Annotated in this window: 4 protein-coding genes and 1 pseudogene; all 5 read left to right on the forward strand. The window is 42.3% G+C overall.

Translation table 11 applies throughout. The features are described from left to right. The first annotated feature begins 41 nt into the window (after positions 1-41). On the forward strand, positions 42-2063 hold the full coding sequence (gene uvrB / locus Q1V93_RS14895; protein ID WP_300665749.1) for an excinuclease ABC subunit UvrB: 2022 nt from the start codon (positions 42-44) through the stop codon (positions 2061-2063). A gap of 38 nt (positions 2064-2101) precedes the next feature. Next, complete coding sequence (locus Q1V93_RS14900; RefSeq protein WP_300665750.1) at positions 2102-2488, forward strand: hypothetical protein; 387 nt, start codon at positions 2102-2104, stop codon at positions 2486-2488. A 58-nt stretch (positions 2489-2546) separates the two neighbouring features. Then, positions 2547-2858: a DUF3817 domain-containing protein gene (locus tag Q1V93_RS14905; protein WP_300665752.1), complete on the forward strand. Its 312-nt coding sequence runs from the start codon at positions 2547-2549 to the stop codon at positions 2856-2858. Positions 2859-2877: 19 nt separating this feature from the next. Continuing rightward, complete coding sequence (locus tag Q1V93_RS14910) at positions 2878-3609, forward strand: 2-phosphosulfolactate phosphatase (protein WP_300665753.1); 732 nt, start codon at positions 2878-2880, stop codon at positions 3607-3609. Further along, a pseudogene (locus Q1V93_RS14915) lies at positions 3578-3819 on the forward strand (S1/P1 Nuclease); the annotation flags it as partial. The gene Q1V93_RS14910 and the pseudogene Q1V93_RS14915, both read left to right, overlap by 32 nt.

A 3819-nucleotide genomic window follows, 5' to 3' on the forward strand; every position in this document is an offset into this window, starting at 1 on the left:
TGGAGATCCTATCAGAACCAGAATTTTGTATATTTGTTTATATGGATTTCCAACTCGTTTCAGAATTTAAACCTACCGGTGACCAACCTGTAGCAATCGAACAATTAGTAGCCGGAATTCGCGACGGACAATTCGCGCAAACCCTGCTTGGAGTTACCGGAAGCGGGAAAACATTTACCATGGCAAACGTGATTCAGGAAGTCGAAAAACCGACTTTAATCCTGTCACACAACAAAACACTTGCAGCGCAGCTTTACGGAGAATTCAAACAGTTTTTTCCAAACAATGCTGTAGAGTACTTCGTAAGTTATTACGATTATTATCAGCCGGAAGCTTATTTACCGGTAACAGATACGTATATCGAAAAAGATCTTCAGATCAACGACGAGATCGAAAAACTGCGTCTTTCAGCAACATCTTCCCTGCTTTCCGGAAGAAAAGACGTGATCGTAATTGCTTCTGTAAGCTGCATTTACGGTATCGGAAACCCGAATGAATTTGCCAATTCGATTATCGAAATCAAGGTCGGACAAAACATTTCCAGGAATAAATTCTTACTGCGCCTGGTGGAAAATCTTTATTCCCGAACTGAAGCCGAATTCAAACGCGGGACTTTTCGCGTAAAAGGAGATACGATTGATATTCATTTGGCCTATGCGGATTATGCTTTGCGTATCGAATTCTGGGGGGACGAGATCGAACGCATCCGGACCATTGATCCTGAAACGAATTCGGAAATCGAAGTCTTTCAGGAAATCAATATTTACCCGGCAAACATTTTCGTTTCCAGCCCTGAAACAACGCGGAGAGCTCTTGATCAGATCGGTGAAGACATGGTCATTCAGGTCGAGAATTTCAAACGTGAAAAGAAAGTACTGGAAGCAAAACGCTTAGAAGAGCGCACTTCTTACGACATGGAAATGATGCGCGAGTTGGGCTATTGTTCCGGAATCGAGAACTATTCCAGGTATTTTGACCAACGTGATCCCGGAACACGACCTTTCTGCCTATTGGATTATTTCCCGGACGATTATTTGATGATTGTTGATGAAAGCCACGTAACCATGCCGCAAATCAGGGCAATGTATGGCGGTGACCGCGCGCGGAAAATTAACCTCGTCGAATACGGATTCCGTTTGCAGGCAGCAATGGACAACCGGCCTTTGACTTTTGACGAATTTCAAACGCTGATCAATCAAATAGTATACGTTTCCGCTACTCCGGCCGATTTTGAACTGGAACAATCCGAAGGGGTTGTTGTGGAACAACTCATTCGCCCGACAGGTTTGCTGGATCCGGTGATTGAAGTTCGTCCGAGTTTGAATCAAATTGATGACCTGATTGAAGAAATACAATTGCGAATTGAAAAGGAAGAACGCACACTCGTTACGACTTTAACCAAACGCATGGCGGAAGAGTTGCAGAAATACCTGGATAAACTGGGAATTGCCTGCCGCTATATCCACTCAGATATCGACACGATTGAACGGGTAGAAATTTTGCGTCAGTTGCGCTTAGGTGAATTCGATGTTCTGATCGGAGTGAACCTGCTTCGGGAAGGGTTGGATTTACCGGAAGTCAGTTTGGTGGCGATCATTGATGCGGATAAAGAAGGTTTTCTTCGAAACGAGCGTTCCCTGGTACAAACCGTGGGAAGAGCTGCCCGAAACGTAAATGGGCGTGTGATCATGTATGCCGATAAAATGACCGATTCGATGGCGCGAACCATTTCGGAAACGGAACGAAGAAGAGCCATGCAAATTGCTTACAACGAAGAACATGGAATGGTTCCTACGGCATTGAACAAATCGAAAGAAGTGATTCTTAAATCGACCAAAGTGGCAGACGGTGACCCGGAAACACGTTCTCAAAAAGGATACTATACTCCGGAATCCGGTTCCATGGCTGCAGAGCCAATGATTAATTATGCCGATCCGGAAGAACTGGAAAAAGCGATCGTTGCCAAACGCAAGCAAATGGAAAAAGCAGCAAAAGAGTTGGATTTCATTGAAGCCGCACGTTTACGCGACGAATTATTTGAGCTTCAGGCAAAGAAGCGTTAATCCCAAAACAATTGAAACTTATAACATTACGAAATATCATGAAAAAGCGATTTTATCTCATTCCCCTGTTCTTATTACTTCTGGTTTCATCTTGTAACAAACCGCTTTTGAAATACAATTCCAATTTCGAAGGAACCTGGTACAGCGAAGCGAAATACAACTCAGTAATGGGGAAATTTGTCTGTGATGAATTCACCTTTTCGGGAACAAGCGGAACCTATCAGATCGATTGCCAGGATACATGTGCAACAAACCTGTGCACCTGTACCGGAAAACTGACGGGAAAAGCAGAAATAAATCAGCAACACGACAAAATCCGCCTGAATTCACAAACTCCGAGAGTTTTTGTACTCAATACAGAACCGTATGAACAAGGCGGAAGCTGGTTTATGGAAATTGATGGACGAACATATAAAAAGCAATAATCGGTGAACGGTACCTTTCCCAATCAGCTTAAACCGTAAATTTGCAAGCAAAAAAATCATGAATTTCAAGTCAGCTTTAGGTGCTTTGCGCATTGTCGGAATACTCGAAGGGATTTCCTTTTTATCTTTTTTGATCACCATGCCATTAAAGTACATGATGGATATCACTGCTCCGAACAAAATCGTTGGGATGGGACACGGAGTTTTATTCATAGCGTACGTGTTTTTGGTATTCTGGGCTTCCTCTGAAACAAAATGGGATTTGAAGACCAAATTCTGGGCGTATTTGGCGTCTTTACTGCCTTTCGGAACATTTGTTGCTGACGCTAAGATTTTCAAACCAACACAGGAATCGTTAAAATCCATCTGATTTTAGTACCTTCGCATTTATGTCAGATACAAGAAAGCTTATTGAAGTTTGCTACACTCCGGGTGAGTATGCTTACTTCAAAGACGAATTTGAAATCGTAGTTGTGATTGATGTACTAAGAGCTACTTCTGCTATATGTGCTGCTTTTGACAACGGAATAGCATCCATTATTCCTGTTCCAACGGTTGAAGAAGCTTGGGAATACAAGCAAAAAGGATTTCTTGCCGGAGCAGAACGCAAAGGACAAATCGTTGAAGGTTTCGACTTCGGAAACTCTCCTTTTTCTTACATGAAAGAAGAATTCAAAGGTCAGGAGGTTGTTTTGACTACCACCAACGGAACCAAATCCCTGGATGTTGCCAAAGATGCAGAAGTAGTCGTTGTGGGTTCGTTTTTGAATCTGAATTACCTGAACCAATGGCTGGAAAAACAAAACAAGAACATTTTATGTTTGTGTTCCGGATGGCAGGACAAGTTCAATCTGGAAGATACCATCTGTGCCGGAGCGATTTGTGATCATTTGATAAATACCGGAAATTTCACTTCTGTTGAAGATTCTTCCATCGCTGCAAAATACCTATATCTCTCAGCAAAAGATAATTATCTTGGATTTTTGAAGTCAAGTTCGCACAGAAGACGATTAAAAAACCTAAATTTGAATGAAGACATCAAGTATTGTTTGACTCCGAATCAAACAAACGTGATTCCAATTTTGAGAAATGGTAAACTCGTCAACATTTCGGACAACTAAGTTCATACTACTGCTTTCACTGTTTGTTTCAAACCCTGGAAATGCAGGTCCTTTACCCTATTCAAAGCTTCCGAATCCTGCATTGTGGGGATTTTTCGGACATCAGCGCATCAATCGCGTGGCAGTTTTTACACTTCCGCCCGAAATGCTCGGTTTTTTCAAGGAAAACATCGAGTTCATTACGGAACATGCCGTTGATCCGGACAAACG

The sequence above is a fragment of the Fluviicola sp. genome (assembly GCF_030151805.1).
Classification (GTDB): domain Bacteria; phylum Bacteroidota; class Bacteroidia; order Flavobacteriales_D; family Crocinitomicaceae; genus Fluviicola.